Below are 17,597 nucleotides of genomic sequence, written 5' to 3'. Positions count from 1 at the left end.
CCTGCCTACCGCTCCTCATGCACCATGTGGAGCGCAACCAGCCGGGCGAGCAACGTCGCCGGGAAGAGCTGGCCGATCACCGCCTCCAGATTGGCGAGGCTGCGGGTCAGCGGCTCGGTCGGCACGATATCGCCGAAGCCGGTCGTGGTCAGCGTCGTCAGGCTGAAATAGGTGAAGACGGCGGACAGGCCGTCGCGGCCATGGCCGTGCAGGTTGGTGCCGGTGAAGGCCCCCGGCGCATACATGGCGATCGCGCCATAGGCGATGGCGAACAGCGCCGCGATGTTGAGATAGAGCAGCACCGCCCCCCGGATGCGGTGCATGGTGACGCGCCGTCCGGCGGCGAAGACGTGATGCGCCACCACGCCCGTCACCGCGCCGTTGAACACGAAGGAGACCAGCGCGATCGCCTCATGCTGCTGGACCGAGTCGAGCTGCAGCGACGCGGAGACCAGATGCCCGAACAGCGGCCAGGCGGTGAGCAGCGCCAGGCAGCCGAGCGTCACCAACTGCAACAGCCGGTGCCGGGTCAGCACCGTCACGCACAATATGGCGAAGGCCAGGTGGCAGATGTCGAGCAGGGTCCGCCCCAGCGCGCCCCGCTGCGCCAGCGGGATCATGACGAACAGGGTGAGGCATTGCAGGACGAGCAGGGCGGAGAGGCAATGGTCGACGCGCTGGTCGCGATCCATGATCCAATGCATGAACGTCGGTCCGCTGACGATGGGGTCGGGCGACTAGGCCGGCGCGGCTGAACGATCCATGACCGAAAGCAGACAGGGCCGGCCTCGTGGCCGACCCTGTCCATCATTCCCGAAAGCGGCGGTCGCGGATCAGAAGCGACCGCGGATGCCGACCAGCAGGGTGCGGCCCGGCTGATACTGGTTGAAGGTGGCATTCGGGAACTGGAAGTAGCTCGACTGGGCTTCCTTGGTGATGTTGATCACGTTGACGACCAGGGTTGGCATGTAGCTGTTGCCGAACACCTTGCCGAGGTCGAGATTGCCCGAGAAGTCAAGCTGGCCGTAATCGCGGCCGAAGATCGCCGCATTGGGCAGGCCGTTCTGGTTGAGGCCCGACGCCTGCGACCCCTCGTTGAACGTATAGGTCAGGCGCGCCGACAGGCCGTGGCCTTCATAATAGCCGGTCGCCGTGTAGGTGGTCGGCGCGACGCCGAGCGCGATGGCCGGCGCACCGGTGCCTTCGCCCTTCTGGTCGATCAGCGTCAGGTTGCCCTGCACGCCGAAGCCGGTGACGCCGATATATTGGGTCAGGAAGTCGAGCGGCTGGGTGATCTGGAACTCCAGGCCGTTGACCTTGAGCTTGCCATCGGCGTTCACCTGCTGCTGGACCTGGACCAGCACCTGTTCGGGCGGGGTGCCGGCCGGTGCGCGCGAGGCGAGGGCAAGCTGCTGCGCCTGGGTCAGCGTGGCGAAGGTGATGCCATATTGCTCCAGGGTCGAGAAGGGCACGGTGGTCAGACCGTTGACGGTGAAGCCGGTGATCGACTTGCGGAACGCCGCGAACGCGATCACGCCCTCGCCGCCGGTATAATATTCGAAGCCCAGGTCGATATTGTTCGAGATGTACGGATTGAGCGCGTTGTTGCCGAGATTGCCGACATCCGCCGAGGGCGAGGTGAAGGACGCGCCCGGCAGCAGCTGGTTCGGGTCCGGCCGGGTCATCGTGCGCGAGATCGAACCACGCGCCACCGCCTTGTTGCCGAAGCTGTAGGCGACGCTCGCCGAGGGCAGGAAGTTGGAATAGAGGCGGTTCGTCTCGGCAAAGGCGACCGTGACCGGATAGCAGGAACCGTCCAGCGCGAAGTTGTTGGCGGTGGAGCCGGGACAGGTCACGCCGCCCCGCGTATTGCGCGGATCGGGGATGCTGGTGCGGCCGCCGACGATCTGCTGCGTGCGGACATAGCGGACGCCGGCATTGACGCGCAGCGTGTCGGTATCGTTGACGTCGATGATGCCGTTGCCCTCGATGAAGGTGCCGGTCACCTTCTCGCGGATCAGGCCGCCATTCGCGCCGCTGGTGCCCGAACCCGTCTCCGTCGCGCCGGCGAGCAGCCTGTCATAGCCGGTCGCGGCCTTCACCTTGTTCCAGTCGACGGTGATGAAGCCGTTGTCGCCGGGCAGGAGGAAGGAGGGGACGAGCGCGGTCGGGATGATCGAGCCGCCATAGACGATCGGCTGGCCGCCGACCGTGAAGCCGGTGCCATAGGCGGGATAGGTCGGATAGCCGGCGGGCGGCACCGTGCCGGGCTGGTTCGCGCCATCGCACAGCGGCTGGCGGTTCGGGCCGGGCAGCAGCACGTTGGGGTTGTTGCCGCAGATCGCCGCCGACCAGGCATTGCTGTTGTCGAACGGGCTGATCCGCCGCGAGGTGTCGTCATAGGCCGCGCCGACGCGGACGCTGAACCTCTTCTCGTCGCCGAACAACAGGCTGCCGCGCACGCCCTTGGTCTCGGTCCGGCGTTCCTCGCCGGAGAGCTGGACGCGACCGCCGCCGGCCCAACCGAAATTGGCCGGGTTGTTCAGGTCGACATTGCTGGTTATCGTCGGGATGCCGCCGGTGTTCTGATAGGTGACGGTGGTGCCGCTGCTGGTCGGGGTGATGACCAGGAAGGTCGGGCTTTCGCGGCGGAACTTGCTGCGCGTGTAATTGGCCTGCAGATCGCCCTTGATATGGTCGTTGATGATGAACTCGGCACCGGGATTGACGCCCCAATAGTCCTGCTTGTCCTTGTACGGCCGATATTCGAGGAAGAACTGCGAATTGGCATAGGTGCCGCCGGTGACGGTGCAGCCCGACGCGCAATCCGTCTTGTCATAGGTGGTGTTGAGCGGGATCGCCGCGCCGTTGCGCACCGCCCAGTTCATCGCGTTGCGCGAGAATTCGGTGTCGCGCTTGGCATACATGCCGTCGACATAGAAGTGGAAGGCGTCGCTCGGCCGCCACTCGGCCGAGACGAGGCCGTTATAGCGGGTGCGCTCGCCGATCTCGGTGCGCGGACGGCCCAGGCGGGGCAGCAGGCCGTTGTCGATCTGCTCGATCGTCGCACCCGGATTGTTGCGCAGCAGGAACGCCTGGTCGATGACCGTGCCGGGCGTCAGGCCGTTGCCGGCATTGGCGGGCACGGTGCCGGGGATGGTGAAGTTGCCGCCGCCGGTCGCATTGCGCGTCGAGCCGGTGTTCTGCGACGCGGTGAGGTTCGGATTGGTCCAGCCGATCGTCTCGAACCCGTCGACGCGGAAGCGGTTCTTCACCGCCGCGCCGCCGACCAGCAGGCCGAAATTGCCCGAGGTCATGCTGGCCAGCGCATAGCCGCGATAGCCCCATTTGTCGGCGCTGCTGACCTTCGACCCCTGAAGGCCGTAGCTGATATAGGGCTTGGGATTGTCGAACGGACGTGCCGAGCGCAGGTTGACCGTGCCGGCCGCGCCGCCCTCGATCTGGCTGGCGGTGGGCGACTTGCTGACGGTCAGCTGGGTGAACAATTCGGTCGGGATCAGGTCGAGATCGACCTCGCGATTGGTGCTCTGCGCGTCGAAGCGGACCGAGGCGATCGCGACCGGCGCGCCGTTCAGCAGCACGCGGGTGAAGTTGGTGCCGAGACCGCGGATCGCGACGTTCGCGCCTTCGCCCGTGACCTCGCGGCTGATCGTCACGCCGGGGATGCGGTTGACCGATTCGGCGATGTTGGTGTCGGGGAACTTGCCGATATCCTCGGCGAAGATCGTGTCGGTGAAGCCGATCGAATTCTTCTTCGCGTTGGTCTGGCTTTGCAGCGACGCGCGATATCCGGTGACGATGATATCCTGGTTGCCGGTCGCGGACGGATCGGCGGGGGCCTGGTCGCTCGAGTCGATCTGGGTCGGCTGGGTATTGCCCGCGCCATCCTGCGTGTTCGCGTCGGGCAGGGTGGTCGCGCTGCTGTCCGAGGAGGCGGTCGGGGCGCCCGGCGTCGGCGCGACCTGCGCCAGGGCCGGCCAGGCCGATGTGCACAGCAACAGGGCCAGCGGCGTGTTCAGGCGACGCATTGGTGACGCGAGCTTCATGTCATTCCCCTCCTGAAGGCGGCCGTTTCATCCGGTCTGCCATTTTTCGATGCTGTGCATGTTACCGATAACTGGCCTGACAGGTTAATCGTTGTTGCCCGGCCAATATGCGATATGGTGCGGGCAGGATGGCTGCGGCCGTTGATGACGAGGGCGTTGGACCGACAGGAGACCCGTCAGGACCGCCACGTCCGCCTGGCCCCCGGCGAATGGCAGATCCGGCGCGTGAAGCCCTATCGCTACGACCGATCCGCCGCCAGGCGCGCCGGGTCGACCGGCGCATAGGTCGGCACCAGCAGGTGGATGACGAGCAGCGCGACGAAATAGGCGCAGCCGGCGACCGCGAAGATCGGCCCATAGCCGCCGACGCCGGCCAGGATCGTGCCGGCGAACTTCGCCATCATCATGCCGCCAACCGCGCCGGCTAGTCCGCCGAGGCCGATCACCGATCCGCCCATGCCGCGCGGGAACAGGTCGCCGGGGATGGCGAAGACATTGGCGGAGAAGCCCTGGTGGCAGGCGCAGGCCAGCCCGATCGCTAGCACCGCCCACCACATGCCCGGGGCCTGCGCCGCGACGATGATCGGCAGCGCGAACAGCGCGCAGGTCGCCATCGCGGTCTTGCGCGCGCGGTTGGCGCTCCACCCGCGCCCCAGCAGGCGCGACGAGTACCAGCCGCCCGCGATCGATCCCACGTCCGCCAGCACATAGACCGCGACCAAGGGCGGGCCGAAGTCGAGCATCTTCACGCCATATTGACGGTTGAAGAAGTCGGGCAGCCAGAACAGGAAGGTCCACCAGATCGGGTCGATCAGGAAGCGGCCGGCCATGTAGGCCCAGGTCTGGCGCAGGCGGAGCAGCGTGCGCCAGCGGATCGGCCGGGCGGGGGGCGTCGGGTCCGCCTCGATCCAGGCGAGTTCCGCCGCCGTGACGCGGGGATGCTGGCGCGGGCTGCGATAGAAGCCGAGCCAGGCGATCAGCCACACCAGGGTCAGCGCGCCGGTCGCCAGGAACGCCATCCGCCAGCCGAACGCGACCGCGATCGCCGGCACCACCAGGGGCGTCAGGATCGCGCCGACATTGGAGCCGGCGTTGAAGATGCCGATCGCCAGCGCGCGCTCGCGCTGCGGAAACCATTCGGAGGTCGCGGCGAGCGCGGCGGGAAACGCGCCCGCTTCCCCGGCGGCCAGCGGCAGCCGCGCCCAGATCATCCCGCCGGCGCTGGTGAACAGCGCATGGGCGACATGGCCGATCGTCCACAAAGTGACCGCCACCGCATAGCCGATCCGCGCGCCGACCCGGTCGACGAACCGCCCGAACAGCACATAGGCGATGCCGTAGGCGGCCTGGAAGGCGATGGCGAGATCGGCATAGCCCTGCTCGCTCCAGTCGTAGCGCGCCTGGAGCTCGGGCTTGAGCGTCGGCAGCACCAGCCGGTCGATATAGCTGAGCGCCACCGCCGCGAACAGCAGGGCGCAGACGATCCAGCGCACCCGGCCACGCGGTTTCTCCGGCGGAGCGGGGGTGGGGGCCAGGGCCTCGGTCATCCTCTCACCAGCTCCACAGCGTGCCGTCTTCCAGGCGGTTCACCGGCAGATAGGCGCGCCGATAGTCATGGCCGGCCGCCAGCGCCTCGTCGATGTCGACGCCCAGGCCGGGCGCCTCGCCGGGATGCATCGTGCCCTGCGTGAAGGAATAGGCGTGGGGGAATACGGCGTCCGTCTCGGCGGTGTGGCGCATATATTCCTGGATGCCGAAATTGGGCACCGACAGGTCGAAATGCAGCGCCGCCGCCATCGCCACCGGCGACAGGTCGGTCGCGCCGTGGCAGCCGGTGCGGACCTGGTAGAGATCGGCCAGCGCGGCGATCCGGCGCAGGTGCGTGAGGCCGCCGGCATGGGTCACGGTGGCGCGGACATAGTCGATCAGCTGGTTCTCGATCAGCCCCTTGGCGTCCCAGATCGAATTGAAGATCTCGCCCACCGCCAGCGGCGCGGTGGTGTGCTGGCGGATCAGGCGGAACGCGTCCTGGTTCTCGGCCGGGGTCGCATCCTCCAGCCAGAAGGGGCGATAGGGCTCCAGGTCGCGACCCAGCCGCCCCGCCTCGATCGGGGTCAGGCGATGGTGGATGTCGTGGAGCAGATGCACGTCCCAGCCCAGCGCCTCGCGCGCCGCAGCGAACAGCTCTGGCACGATGCGGAGATATTTGCTGGTCGACCAGACCGCCTCGGTCGGCAGATCGGAGTCGGCCGGCTCGTAGAATTCCGGGTCCTTGCTGACGCCATAGGTGGCGGCCATGCCGGGCACGCCGCATTGCAGGCGGATCGCCTGATAGCCTTCGTCGCGATAGCGGATCGCGGCGGCGATCGTGTCCTCGATCGACACGCCATTGGCATGGCCATAGACCATCACGCTGTCGCGCGCCGCGCCGCCCAGCAACTGGTAGACGGGCAGCCCGGCGATCTTGCCCTTGATGTCCCACAGCGCCATGTCGACCGCCGCGATCGCGGTCATCGTCACCGGGCCGCGCCGCCAATAGGCTCCCTTGTAAAGATACTGCCAGATATCCTCGATCCGGTGCGCGTCGCGGCCGATCAGGCAGGGGACGACATGGTCGGACAGATAGCTGGCGACGCTCAGCTCGCGACCGTTCAGCGTCGCATCGCCGACCCCGGTGGTGCCGTCGTCGCAGATGATCTTGAGCGTGACGAAATTTCGCCCCGGACAGGTGATGATGACACGGGCATCGACGATCTTCGGCATGGAGCGTGGGTCCTGACGACAGGGAAGACGGTGCGTCGCCACGAACGGACGGCGCAGGAAAATAGCGTCCGGGGAAACAGGTCACGACCATGCGTCGGCCGCCGGCATGGCGACCGCATCCTCTCCCTCGAATGCTGTCATACAGCGCCAAGCATATTGGCCTGTCAACATGGACTCGACAGATTTCGCACCGTTCGCGATGCTGGAGCATTGCGCGGGCCCGCGCCTGGGATACAGATCGATCATGGAAAAGTCCGACAAGCTCTATCGACGTGTGACCGACGGCATCCTCCAGCGGCTGGCCCAGGGCGAGTTGCCGGTCGGCAGCCGCCTGCCGACCGAACGCGAGCTGGCGGAAACCTATACGATCAGCCGCACCACGGTGCGCGAGGCGATGGTCGCGCTGGAGATGATGGGCGTCGTCGAGATGCGCAAAGGCTCCGGCATCTATGTCGCCTCGCTGCGGATGCCGGGCGAGGGGGCGGAGACGCTGGACGTCGGCGCGTTCGAACTGCTGGAGGCGCGGCGCAGCATCGAGGCGGAGGTCGCCGCGCTGGCGGCGCTGCGCATCGATGACGAGCGGCTGGACGAACTCGACGCACTGGTCGCCATCATGGCGGATGCGGATGCCGATATCGCCGCGAGCGAGAGGGCCGACCGCGACTTCCACCTCGCCATCGCCGGTGCAACCGGCAACGGCGCCTTCCTGGCGGTGGTGACCGATTTGTGGGCGATGCGCGACCGGTGCGACCTGGCGCGGACGATCCACCAGCGTGCGCGCGGCGGCGGCGAGATGCTGCGCGTCGCCGAACATCGCGCGATCGTCGCGGCGCTCAGGGCGCGGGATGCGGAGGCGGCGCGGCTGGCGATGCGCCAACATCTGGACGCGGTGCTGGAGCACCTGCTCGCCCGTACCGAAAGCGAGGAGATCGAGGCGGTGCGCCAGCGCAACGCGAACTTGCGGGAGCGGATCTTCGCTCGCACGCATATCGCCTGATCTGCGTTCTCCACATCAACCGAACAAAAGTTTCATTCGTTTGGTCGCTTTGCGAGTGACCTTCTGGAAAGGTGAGCGATGATAGTGCTTTAGCTGATCGTCCCCCGATGGAGGAAGCAGTGCAACGATGACGGTGGTGGACCAGGATCTGCTCGGCGCGACCGGGTCCGCGCCGTCCGGCGACGATCTCTACGTGCCGGCCGTCGAGGACCATCCGGCGCTCGGCGAACCGACCGGCGGCCATAGCGACGCGACCTCGGTCGGTGGCTTGGCCCGCATCCTCCATCAGCGAATATGCGGCCGTGCCTGAGCCCGCCGCCATACCCACCTGGCTGCCGCAGGACAGTGCCATGGCGCAGCGCATCGCGGCGCGGGACTGGTCGGATACGGCGCTGGGGTCGCCGGATCGCTGGTCGTCGACCATGCGGGGGGCGGTGGCGATGCTGCTCGACCATTTGCGCCCCGCCTTGCTGCTGGTGGGCGCGGACCGGACGACCTTGTGCAACGATGCGTGGCATGACCGGCGCGTGGGTGCGGCGGGGCGGTGGAATGCGCGTCCGCCGGCCGGATTGGACGCGCGCCTGTCCGACGCCTGGGCGGGGGAGCCGGTCCGGATCGTCGCGGACGGGACGGTGTGGAGCGGTACGCCGATCCGGGACCTGCATGGGCGGGTCGAGGCGGTGTTGGCGACGGCGATAGCGATGGCCGACACGGGGGAGGATGGCGGCGGGGCGAGCCAGGGCAGCGACCGGCTGCATCTGGAGCAGCAGGTCCGCGAGGGCGCCGCGGAATTGCAACAGAGCCGCGACCTGCTCCAGGCGACAATGGACAGTTCGCAGGACATGATCCAGGTCTTCGCCGCGATCCGCGACGACCGGGGCGCGATCGTGGACTTCCGCTGGCTACTCAACAACCACACGTCCGAACATCATTATGGCGAGGTGCGGGGCGAGAGCCTGCTTGAGCGCAGGCCCGGCGTGGTGGAGATCGGCATTTTCGACGCCTTCCGTCGCGTCACCGAGACGGGCGTGCCCGAGCAGACCGAACGTTCTTATGATCGCGAGCAGTTCGACGGCTGGTATTACCAGTCGGTGGTGAAGTTGGGCGACGGCGTCGCCACCACCACCAAGGACATTTCCGCCTGGAAGGCGTCGCAGGCCGAGGTGCAGCGCCTGCGCGACGCGATGGCGCAGGCGCGGATCGACGAAAACGATGCCCGGCTGGCGGCGGTGTTCGAGGCGTTGCCGGTCGGTGTCCTGGTCACCGATGCCGAGGGGCGGACCGTGCGGACCAATGAAGAGATGGCCCGCTTCCTGCCGAACGGTCTGATGCCGTCGCGTGACGATGGCGCCGCGCCGCGGTGGCGGGCCTGGGCTGCGGATGGGGCGGTAGTGCCGGTGACCGACTATCCGGGCGTACGGGCGTTGCGCGGCGAACGCGTGATGCCGGGCATCGAGATGCTCTACACGGACGAGGACGGGCGCGAGATCTGGACGCGCGTGTCCGCCATGCCGATCCGGGACGGCGATGGCGCGGTGATCGGCCATGCCAGCGTCATCACCGATATCGACACGTTGAAGCGCAATGCGGAGGCGCTGCGGACCAGCGAGGAACGCCTGCGCCAGTTCGGCGACGCCTCGCAGGACCTATTGTCGATCCGCGACGCGGCCTCGCTGCGATGGCGGTATCTGACGCCGGCGTTCGAGGCGATCCACGGTCTGTCGCGCGATGCGGCGATGGCGGGCCATCCGCTTCGCACCTGGCTGGCGCTGGTGGTGCCGGAGGACCGCCGCACGGTGCTCGCCGCGATCCGCCGCATCCGGGCCGGCGAGCCGGTGACTGTCGACTATCGCGTATGTCGAACGAGCGACGGCGCGATCCGCTGGCTGCGCGACACCGGCTTCCCGATCCGCGACGGCGAGGATCGTGTCGCGATGATCGGGGGCATCGGCAAGGACATCACCGACGCCAAGGCCGCGCAGGAGGCGCTGGAGAAGCACGAGGCGTTCCTGACCAGCGCGGTCGAGGTGGGCCGGCTGGGATTGTGGGACTGGGATATCCGGACCGACCGGGTGCGCTGGTCGGACGAACGTTTCCGGCAGGGGGGATATCGGGTCGGCGAGGTGCTGCCGAGCTACCAGGCCTGGGTGGATTGCCTGCACCCCGACGAACGTGCGGGCGCGGAGGCGGAAGTGCGTGCCGCCATGGCGGAGGCGCGCGACTATGTCCGGGAGTACCGCGTCGTGCATCCGGACGGCAGCATCCACTGGCTGCATGGCCGCGGCCGTTTCTTCTACGACGATCATGGCGCGGCGATCCGGATGATCGGCGCCCTGGTCGACGTCACCGAGCGGCGCGAATGGGAGGAGCGGCAGAAGGCGCTGGTCAACGAGTTGCAGCATCGCACCCGCAACTTGATCGGCGTGGTCCGCTCCATATCGGACAAGACCGCCCGCACCAGTCGCGACCTGGCGGACTTCCACCTCCGCTATCGCGATCGGCTCGATGCGCTGGCGCGGATCCAGTCGCTGCTGTCACGGCTGGAGGAGCAGGACCGGGTCACCTTCGACTCGCTGGTCGCGACGGAGCTGGCGGCGACGAACAGCGCGGCCGGGCAGGTGACGCTGGACGGACCGGGCGGCATCCGGCTCCGTTCCTCGACCGTGCAGATCCTGGCCATGGCGATCCACGAGCTGGCGACCAACGCGGTCGAACATGGCGCGCTGGCGCAAGCCGATGGCCGGCTGATGGTCCGTTGGCGGTTCGAGCCGGCAGAGGGTGATCGCGCGCCCTGGTTGCATGTCGACTGGCGAGAATCGGCGGTGACGATGCCGGGGGCCGATATGGGACCGGACGGCGTCCGGGTGCCGGCGGGTTCCGGGCAGGGGCGCGAGTTGATCGAGCGAGCCTTGCCCTACCAGCTCCACGCCAGGACTTCGTTCAACCTGGGGCCGGACGGCGTCCACTGCACGATCTCCTTCCCGGTTTCGGCCAGCACGGGGCAGGGACATTGTCCGGGCTGACCGTCCGCCTTGCGGCGACCGGCACATGGGCGCTGGTGCTGATCGGTCGGGCGGCCGGCGCGATCGGTCGGATCATTTGTGCCTTATGCGCGTGGCGTCAGGCCGGCACCTTGCCGATCTCCCCGGCGATCCGCGCTATCAGTCGGTCCGACATGCCGAACATCACCGCCTTGTCGAGCACCGGAATGCCGGCATAAGCCGCCGGAATGGCGCTCTCGCCGTAGCCGGTCAGGAAAGCGATCGGTATCGCGCGGGCTCGCAACGCATCGACCAGATCGAAGATCAGGGTTCCGCCCAGATTGATGTCCAGCAGGGCGAAGTCGACCGTAGCGCCCCGGGCCAGCCATGCCGCCGCTTGCGCGACCGTCGCGAACGGCCCGGCGACTTCGGCTCCGGCGTGGCCCAGCTGGGTGCGCAAATCGTCGGCGAGCAGATACTCGTCCTCCACCACCAGGATGTGCAGACCCGATAAAGATGGATCAATCATCACTCAATTCCATCGCCTTGTCGGCCGCCGACGAACGGCGATGTCTCAAGGTATGAAGATGCATTAAAACGCAATTCATTTACAGTTATTTAGTTTGATCGATATAGAAGCGTCACCGGCTTGGATGAAAGGCGTGGTGACGATGATGTCGGTATCGACGCCGGAACAGATGCCGAAGGATCAGGCCGGTGCGGATCGAACCGGCCGCGCAGCGACATCGAGGGATGATGTCTATACCCGTCATCGACTGATGAATCTGATCGCGATCGTGCGTTCGATCCTGCGGCGTACGCAGGACAACGGTCATTCGATTGATGAATTCCTCGCGCATTTCGAAGGGCGCTTCACCGCGATCGCCCGCTATCAGGGGGTGATGTCGCAGGGCCGGGGGCGATCGGTCGATCTGGAGGAGATCGTCCGCGACGAACTGGTGACCAGCCAATGCCTCGACACCGGCCGCTGCGCGATCGCCGGGCCGCCCTGCTACATATGCGACGACAGCATCGAGGTGGTGGCGCTGGCCGTGCACGAGCTTGCCACCAACGCGGTCAAATATGGCGCGCTCAGCCAGTCGCGCGGCATACTCCAGGTGGGGTGGACACGGGGCAAGGACGGCGCGCTCCACTTCGCCTGGAGCGAGGGCGGCGTGTCGATGGTCGCGGGCGCGCAACAGGTGCGCGGCTTCGGTCGCCATTATGTCGAGGAGGGCCTGGCCTATCAGCTCGGCGCGACGACTGCCTTCACCTACCGGCCAGGCGGCATATTGTGCGAGATGCACTTGCCCGCACCCTGTTTCCGGATCGCCCCGTGGGTTGCGGAACAGGACGACGCTGCGGACTGACCCGACGCGGCCGCTGGATTCCGCCTGAAAAGCGCAGGCAGGTGTTGGCTTCCGGCCGCTGCTTTGATAGCGGACGTCCAGGGCCGGTTTAGCTCAGTTGGTAGAGCAATGCTTTTGTAAAGCGGAGGTCGCGGGTTCGAGTCCTGCAACCGGCACCACTCTCATGAAATCGCACCTCATAGAGGACAAATGCCGGCACCAGCGCGCGGGGTTGTCGTATCGCCAGCTCGACTTTCTGTTGAGTGTTCTACATATGTTCTACCTTGCAATGTCAAGGCGGGGCAGCATGATCAAAACCTCTGGCGGCAAGCAATCGAGCGCTTTTTCATGGTGGCTGCGAACCGGCAAGCTGCCGCCTGCGCTCAGTCCTGACGGTCTCGAACTCAAATTCAATCCGTGGCACGATCCGGAGGACGGCCGGTTCACATTTGCTGGCGCGGGACGCCATTATGGTGCGAGCGGGACCGACGCGGTTAGCAGTGAGAAACGCCGGGCTCTGAACAGTTCTAATCCCGCCCCTGTTCTATGGGATCGTAGCAAGTCGAGGAATTCAGCATTGCCGAAGGCCGGAACGTCACGTGCCGAAACGGCGGCGGAAGATGGCCAGCGGCCGGTGAATCGTGCGTCGCCCAAAGTAAAGCCCGAGCCCGTTGAGGGATCGCGGCCCGGCAACCAGCCGAACCCTGTCACCGAATTCGTCGGTGGCGTAGGCGAAGGACTTTACGACGTTGGGATGCAAACGGTGGCAGGAGTCCGCGCTGCGCTGACGACGAATCCGGTCGCCACCGTTCGCAACGCCGGTCGCGGTATCGCGGGTATGATTGATGCTGCGATCGCTGCCGAGGATACGCCCGCCCGTATCCAGGCTTCGCGTGCGGCAAGCGCCGTCGCCAATGCGTCGGCGCGGGATATCGGTCGTGTAACGGGGACAGTTGCCGGGAACGTTGCGCTGGCGGCAGCGCCGGGGGCGGCGCTCTCGAAGGCGGCTGTATTGCGTCGACTACGCATGGCGAGGCCGCGCACGACCTTTGATCCGCCGCAGATCGGCTGGGTAACGGAGACGACCAAGTCGCAAAAGCCCTGGAAGGCTTGCAACGACGCTGCGACGGGTGCCCAGCCCGGTCGGGCGACGACGCTGATGCGAACTATGGCGGACGGTTCGAAGCGGCCAGTCAAGTTCGACGGCATTCAGGGCGATTACGTGATCGACCGGAAATGGAAGGTGGTCGATGCTCCCCACGCCCGAGCCCAGCTCTTGCGACAATCGGAGGTGCTGGCAGAACATCGCCTGATAGGTACGTGGGAGGTTCCTACTCCTGTTCAGAAAGCCAAGGCACTGAAGTTGTTCAAGAAGATGAAAGTCGCCAATATTCACGTGAAGGTAGTCAAGCCGTGATTGCTATGCAGGTTGCGAGTTTGATCGCAGAACATTATGTGTTCTTGACGTTGACTGGTGAGGAGGAACTCAATCTCGACACTGCCGTGAAGATGACCGAATCGCTCGCCGGCCATCTGGAAGAGATGGACAAAGGATTTCTCCGCGAGCTGGTGGATGCGTTTCCGATTATAGCAGAGGGATACAGTGGCGAAGCGCAGGAGGTGGTGCGCAATATCGCCCATAGCTTGTATCTTGAAGAGGCGCTGGCAGCTGACGATCCCGTCAAACTGGCCGAGTTGGAAGCGCTGCGCGACGCGAGGGACTGAGCGCCGGCTGGAGTTGTAAAACAGCGTGATCATGGCCTCCTTCATTTCTATTACCGGCGACTGATCGAAATTTTTCCAATGATCTAAGTGCCAAGTTTTGTCCCCCGTGGGGCACCACCCTTCGCAAGTGGCTGTTTCGGCTGCGGAAAGCACAGAAAACAGCCATCTGATGCGGTTGTCTGCTGCAAATGTGGCAAGGACGAAGGCATGGGCACGCACCTATATCGGCGCGAAGGCGGCACCTATTATTTCCGTCGAGTCATTCCGGCGAGGGAGCGAAATCGATTCGCCGGTAAGCGTGAGTGGATAGAGTCGCCCTGTTGTCGAGGGTCGGCGTTGAGAATGTCGTGATCGCGGCGACGGTGGCGGACGCCTTTGAACGGATACGAACCTGCGCCCCCGCCTTGGCGATCCTGGACGTCGCTATCGGGGAGGCCGACAGCCTTCCGATCGCCGATCATCTGCTGAGGAACGGCATCCCCTTCATGTTTGCGACAAGTTATGGCGAGCAGCTTCGCCTCCCCGAGCGGCACGCCCATGTCCCGGTCCTCCAAAAGCCTTACGGTGAAGCCGCGTTGATCTCGGCGCTCATCGCAGTCTTTCCGGGCGATCGGCAGGTGCCCGGGCAACATGTCGATCCCTCGTATTAATTCCTGGCTTTCAGCCATGGCGAAACGTCGGCCTCATCGCCGCCGGCATCGACCGGCACGCCAGCGATGAAGGGGGCCGGGCTCCTTCTCAATCGTTCACCCAATCGGCCGTGATCCCGCCCCTATGCCCCTCCGGCGCCAGTGCGGCGCGGAGGGCGTCCAGTAGCGGTGGCAGCTCTTGAGTGAAGGCATAAGGCGGATTGACGATGAAAAGCCCCGCACCGTTATAGAGGCCGGGCCGATCGGCATCATAGAGCCAGTGCTCGACCGACAGGAATTTCGGAATGCCGAGCCGTCGCAGATCGTCCTTCCACCGCCGATGCGTCGCCCGGTCTTTCAGCGGGTACCAAATGACCGTCACGCCATGCGCCCATTTGCGGTGCGCCGCCGCGAGGGTGGCGGTGATGCGGTCGCGTTCATCGGTCTGCTCATAGGGCGGATCGACCACCACCACGCCGCGACCGGTGCGGGTCGGCAGCATCGCCAGCCAAAGCTCATAGGCATCGCGCTCATGCACGGCCGCCGGCGTGCCGCGCATCGCGCCGCGCAGGGCGTACACGTCCTCGGGATGCTTCTCATTGAGGATCAGCACGTCCTGCGTGCGCAGGAGCTGTGCCAGGAACCGCGGCGAGCCGGGATAGAGGCGTGGCTCCGCCCCGACATTCACCGCCCGGACCGCGGCACGATAGTCGTCCAGCAAAGGGTTCGGGTCGGCAAAGGCGCGCACCACGCCCTGTGCGGCTTCGCCGGTGCGTTGGGCCTGCTCGCCGCCCAGGTCGTAGAGCCCGCAACCGGCATGGGTGTCGATCAGGGTCAAAGCGCCCTGTTTCTGCTGCAAGGCCCGGACGAGGGCGATCAGCAGGCTGTGCTTCACGACATCGGCGCTGTTGCCGGCATGGAAGGAATGGCGATAGTTCATGGAAATCCGAAACCCTGCCTAATGGCCTTTGTGCACGCGAGGGGGCGGGAAAGCCGATTGCGAGACGCTGCAAGCGTCCCGTCCGAAGCGACGCCTCAAACCAGCTTTCGCGGTCGGCGGCAATCGGCGGTGGGGACGGTTCGGATCTACATGCCCGCCAGCCCTTTTCCCTCTACCCGCCGGACAGCGTCTCGAACCGGCCCGGCGCGATCCCGGCGACGGACCAGTCGCCGATCGACCAGCGGACGAGCCTCAGCGTGGGCAGGCCGACCGCCGCCGTCATGCGGCGCACTTGCCGGTTGCGGCCTTCGCGGATCGTAATCTTCAGCCAGCAGTCGGGGATGAGCTTGCGCTGGCGGATCGGCGGATCGCGCGTCCACAGGTCCGGCGCGTCGATACGGGCGACATCGGCCGGCAGGGTCATGCCGTCCTTGAGCCGGACACCCTGGCGCAAGCGTTCCAGTTCCGGTTCCTGTGGATCACCTTCGACCTGCACGAGATAGGTCTTGGGCATCTTGAAGCGTGGATCCGCGATCCGCGCCTGCAACCGCCCGTCATCACATAATAGCAACAGGCCCTCGCTGTCCCGATCGAGCCTTCCGGCCGGGTAGACGCCCTTCACGTCGATGAAGTCGGACAAGGTCGACCGAACCGTCGGCGATCCGCGATCCGTGAATTGCGACAAGACCCCGAAGGGTTTGTTGAACAGTAGCAGACGGGCCATGCCGCGCTCATATCGTCCGGCTGCGTCCATGTCTTCTGGTGCTTGTCCCCGCCGCAGGGCCATCAAGATCATAGCGTGGCGCTACGTCCACCTGACGCAGGGCCCAATCAATCCCGGATCATCATCCTCGGCGAGGACGGTGGGACGATTAAAGCCGGCGTGGCGACCGATGACCTTGCTGTTCCGGCCTCTGATCGGGCCTTGCGGAACGCGATCGTCAACGGCGCGTGCAGGCGAGGACGATCCATCGCCCCGTCTGCCGGACGATCCTGATCCGCCACGGCCGGCCCGTCTGCGCCAGGAAGATGCGGTGCAAGTCGGCGGCATGTTGGACGAAATCGTGGAAATCGACGCGATGATGCGCCAGCACGAGCGTGCCGCCGCATCGCAGCGCGCGGCCGGTGTCACGCGCCGTCCGGCGCATCGCTTCCGGCGACAGATAATAGAGCAGTTCCGCGATCACGATCGCGTCATACCGGGATCGGGGGAAGCGGCCCGGCACCGTCAGCCGGATCGCATGCGCGCGACGGGAGGGGGACAGGGCCGCCTCCACCAGCCGGATACCGGCGGCGGTGGCCTCGGTCGCGTCGAGGCGGAGGGATCGCGTCGCGAGCATCCGGCTGTTCGAGCCATTGCCCGCCGCGATTTCCAGCATGCGGCCGTGCCGCGCGGGGCCGATCGCATGGCGGATGGCACGCCGCTTGCGCGCTTCATCGTCGCTCGTGAAGGTCCGCCACGGATCGGGATCGGCCGCGAACACCCGCTCGAAACCGTCCAGGGCGATCGGCTTCATCGGCCGACCCTGGGAGCGAACACTTCCTGTGGACGCGAGAAGGCGGCGATCTGCCGGGGGGACATGGCGAAACCGCTCGGATCGTCGGTGATCCGCCCGCATTGCGTCCGATAGCTACGGATCGCCTGACGTTTGGCGAGGCGTTCCTGCGCGGAGAGCGGCAATGACCGCGCGCCGTGCAGGCGCTGGCCCGCCGGCCAGACCGGATAGGTCCACCATGCGATGCCCGCCTGACGCCGCGCCGCCGCCGCGACGACGCGATGGTCGGGATGCGCGTCGCTGGGGGAGGGGGTGAGCGCCAGCACCGGCGCGGGCAGGGCGCGCGCCGCTCGGCCGATGTGACGCCGGACCGCGTCCGCATGGTCGAACAACCGGCTGTCCGGCAGGTCGAGAAAGCGGATCGCCGCCGCGTGGACGCCGATCCGTCCCATCGCGCGACGCGTCTCGCGCCGTCGTTCCCGGACGAGCCGATCGCGCGGCCACATAGGGCTGCTGGGATGCGATGCAGCGCCGTCGCTGACCACGATCACCCGTGTCAGGACGCCGCGTCGGCGCAGCCTGGACAGGAGTGTGTAGGCCGCGATGGTCTCGTCATCGGCATGCGGCGCCACAACCAGCAGCGATCGCGG

General features: G+C 66.4%; 16 protein-coding genes and 1 tRNA gene. 8 read left to right on the top strand and 9 right to left on the bottom strand.

What is annotated here, in order from left to right; translation table 11 throughout:
* Positions 1-5: 5 nt before the first annotated feature.
* The 4 genes from BRX43_RS06165 to manD all read right to left on the bottom strand — a co-directional run bounded on the left by BRX43_RS06165 (position 6) and on the right by manD (position 6,830).
* Entirely contained in the window at positions 6-704 is a 699-nt protein-coding gene (locus tag BRX43_RS06165; protein ID WP_125993975.1) for an ion channel, read from the bottom strand.
* A 129-nt stretch (positions 705-833) separates the two neighbouring features.
* Entirely contained in the window at positions 834-4,067 is a 3,234-nt protein-coding gene (locus BRX43_RS06160) for a TonB-dependent receptor (RefSeq protein ID WP_241214803.1), read from the bottom strand.
* A gap of 239 nt (positions 4,068-4,306) precedes the next feature.
* Positions 4,307-5,614, bottom strand: coding sequence for an MFS transporter (locus BRX43_RS06155; protein WP_125993974.1), 1,308 nt, complete (start codon positions 5,612-5,614; stop codon positions 4,307-4,309).
* A gap of 4 nt (positions 5,615-5,618) precedes the next feature.
* Positions 5,619-6,830, bottom strand: coding sequence for a D-mannonate dehydratase ManD (gene manD / locus BRX43_RS06150; protein WP_125993973.1), 1,212 nt, complete (start codon positions 6,828-6,830; stop codon positions 5,619-5,621).
* A 244-nt stretch (positions 6,831-7,074) separates the two neighbouring features.
* Between manD and BRX43_RS06145 the strand changes: the two genes are divergently transcribed.
* The 3 genes from BRX43_RS06145 (at position 7,075) to BRX43_RS06135 (ending at position 10,850) form a co-directional block, all read left to right on the top strand.
* On the top strand, positions 7,075-7,827 hold the full coding sequence (locus tag BRX43_RS06145; RefSeq protein ID WP_125993972.1) for a FadR/GntR family transcriptional regulator: 753 nt from the start codon (positions 7,075-7,077) through the stop codon (positions 7,825-7,827).
* A gap of 127 nt (positions 7,828-7,954) precedes the next feature.
* Positions 7,955-8,137 (top strand): hypothetical protein, encoded by a 183-nt coding sequence (locus BRX43_RS06140; RefSeq protein ID WP_125993971.1) that lies wholly within the window; start codon positions 7,955-7,957, stop codon positions 8,135-8,137.
* Positions 8,130-10,850 carry a PAS domain-containing protein gene (locus BRX43_RS06135; protein ID WP_125993970.1) on the top strand — a complete coding sequence of 907 codons (2,721 nt, stop codon included), beginning with the start codon at positions 8,130-8,132 and terminating at the stop codon, positions 10,848-10,850. Before BRX43_RS06140 ends, BRX43_RS06135 begins: the two co-directional genes overlap by 8 nt.
* A gap of 97 nt (positions 10,851-10,947) precedes the next feature.
* Here the strand turns inward: BRX43_RS06135 and BRX43_RS06130 are convergent, their stop codons facing one another.
* A complete protein-coding gene (locus tag BRX43_RS06130) occupies positions 10,948-11,337 on the bottom strand; it encodes a response regulator (protein ID WP_125993969.1) in 390 nt (129 codons plus the stop codon).
* A gap of 250 nt (positions 11,338-11,587) precedes the next feature.
* Between BRX43_RS06130 and BRX43_RS06125 the strand changes: the two genes are divergently transcribed.
* The 5 genes from BRX43_RS06125 to BRX43_RS06105 all read left to right on the top strand — a co-directional run bounded on the left by BRX43_RS06125 (position 11,588) and on the right by BRX43_RS06105 (position 14,532).
* Positions 11,588-12,178: a sensor histidine kinase gene (locus BRX43_RS06125; protein WP_164523547.1), complete on the top strand. Its 591-nt coding sequence runs from the start codon at positions 11,588-11,590 to the stop codon at positions 12,176-12,178.
* 82 nt (positions 12,179-12,260) lie between these two features.
* Positions 12,261-12,336 (top strand) — tRNA-Thr (locus BRX43_RS06120).
* 128 nt (positions 12,337-12,464) lie between these two features.
* Complete coding sequence (locus BRX43_RS06115) at positions 12,465-13,574, top strand: hypothetical protein (protein WP_125993967.1); 1,110 nt, start codon at positions 12,465-12,467, stop codon at positions 13,572-13,574.
* Positions 13,575-13,579: 5 nt separating this feature from the next.
* Positions 13,580-13,882, top strand: coding sequence for a hypothetical protein (locus BRX43_RS06110; RefSeq protein ID WP_241214810.1), 303 nt, complete (start codon positions 13,580-13,582; stop codon positions 13,880-13,882).
* A gap of 347 nt (positions 13,883-14,229) precedes the next feature.
* Entirely contained in the window at positions 14,230-14,532 is a 303-nt protein-coding gene (locus BRX43_RS06105; protein WP_125993965.1) for a hypothetical protein, read from the top strand.
* An 88-nt stretch (positions 14,533-14,620) separates the two neighbouring features.
* On the opposite strand, the gene rlmJ is transcribed toward BRX43_RS06105, so the two are convergent.
* The 4 genes from rlmJ to BRX43_RS20230 all read right to left on the bottom strand — a co-directional run bounded on the left by rlmJ (position 14,621) and on the right by BRX43_RS20230 (position 17,579).
* Complete coding sequence (rlmJ, locus tag BRX43_RS06100) at positions 14,621-15,451, bottom strand: 23S rRNA (adenine(2030)-N(6))-methyltransferase RlmJ (RefSeq protein WP_125993964.1); 831 nt, start codon at positions 15,449-15,451, stop codon at positions 14,621-14,623.
* A gap of 172 nt (positions 15,452-15,623) precedes the next feature.
* Positions 15,624-16,175 (bottom strand): pseudouridine synthase, encoded by a 552-nt coding sequence (locus BRX43_RS06095; protein ID WP_125993963.1) that lies wholly within the window; start codon positions 16,173-16,175, stop codon positions 15,624-15,626.
* 217 nt (positions 16,176-16,392) lie between these two features.
* A complete protein-coding gene (locus tag BRX43_RS06090) occupies positions 16,393-16,968 on the bottom strand; it encodes an SAM-dependent methyltransferase (RefSeq protein WP_125993962.1) in 576 nt (191 codons plus the stop codon).
* Positions 16,965-17,579 carry a PIG-L family deacetylase gene (locus tag BRX43_RS20230; protein WP_164523546.1) on the bottom strand — a complete coding sequence of 205 codons (615 nt, stop codon included), beginning with the start codon at positions 17,577-17,579 and terminating at the stop codon, positions 16,965-16,967. The genes BRX43_RS06090 and BRX43_RS20230 overlap by 4 nt, the downstream gene beginning before the upstream one ends.
* Between the last annotated feature and the right edge of the window lie 18 nt (positions 17,580-17,597).

Origin of the sequence: Sphingomonas sp. S-NIH.Pt15_0812, assembly GCF_003951315.1 — a bacterium.
Classification (GTDB): Bacteria; Pseudomonadota; Alphaproteobacteria; order Sphingomonadales; family Sphingomonadaceae; genus Sphingomonas.
This window is presented reverse-complemented; position numbering and strand designations above follow the sequence as displayed.